1 protein-coding gene is annotated in these 846 nt (G+C 75.4%); it reads left to right on the top strand.

Annotated features, from left to right (window positions below; genetic code table 11):
* Positions 1–20: 20 nt before the first annotated feature.
* Positions 21–846 (top strand): pitrilysin family protein (locus tag C3481_RS16855; protein WP_219817681.1); only part of this gene is annotated, 826 nt, incomplete at its 3' end.

Consider the following 846-nt stretch of genomic DNA (forward strand, 5'->3'; position numbering starts at 1 on the left):
GTTCCCGGCCGCGTCCCCGGATGTCCCGGCCGCGCCAGGGCACGGAGGAGACGGTGGCGCGCATCGACGCGGCCGCCGTTCGCGCCTTCTACGAGGCGCACGTGCGCCCCGCCACGGCCACCGCGGTGGTCGTGGGGGACTTCGAGGGGGTGGACCTGGACGCGGCGCTGGAGGAGACGCTGGGCGCGTGGACGGGCTCCGCCGCCGAGCCGGTCGCGGCCTCGCCGATCGTCGCGGACGACACGGGCCGCGTGGTCATCGTGGACCGGCCCGGTGCCGTGCAGACGCAGCTGCTGATCGGCCGGATCGGCGCCGACCGGCACGACCGCGTCTGGCCCGCCCAGGTGCTGGGCACGTACTGCCTGGGCGGCACGCTCACCTCGCGGCTGGACCGGGTGCTGCGCGAGGAGAAGGGCTACACGTACGGCGTGCGGGCCTTCGGCCAGGTGCTGCGCTCCTCCGCGGACGGCACGGGTGCGGCGATGCTGGCCATAAGCGGTTCGGTGGACACCGCCTCCACGGGGCCCGCGCTGGAGGACCTCTGGAAGGTGCTGCGGACGCTGGCCTCCGAGGGGCTGACCGACGCCGAGCGGGACGTGGCGGTGCAGAACCTCGTCGGTGTGGCGCCGCTGAAGTACGAGACGGCGGCGGCCGTGGCGGGGACGCTGGCCGACCAGGTCGAGCAGGAGCTGCCGGACGACTTCCAGGCGGAGCTGTACCGGCGGCTGGCCGAGACGGGCACGGTCGAGGCGACGGCCGCGGCGGTCAGCGCGTTCCCGGTGGACCGGCTGGTCACGGTCCTGGTGGGCGATGCCGCGCAGATCGCGGAGCCGGTGCGGAAGCTGG

Origin of the sequence: Microbacterium sp. Ru50 (assembly GCF_002920555.1) — a bacterium.
Classification (GTDB): Bacteria; Actinomycetota; Actinomycetes; order Actinomycetales; family Microbacteriaceae; genus Microbacterium; species Microbacterium arborescens.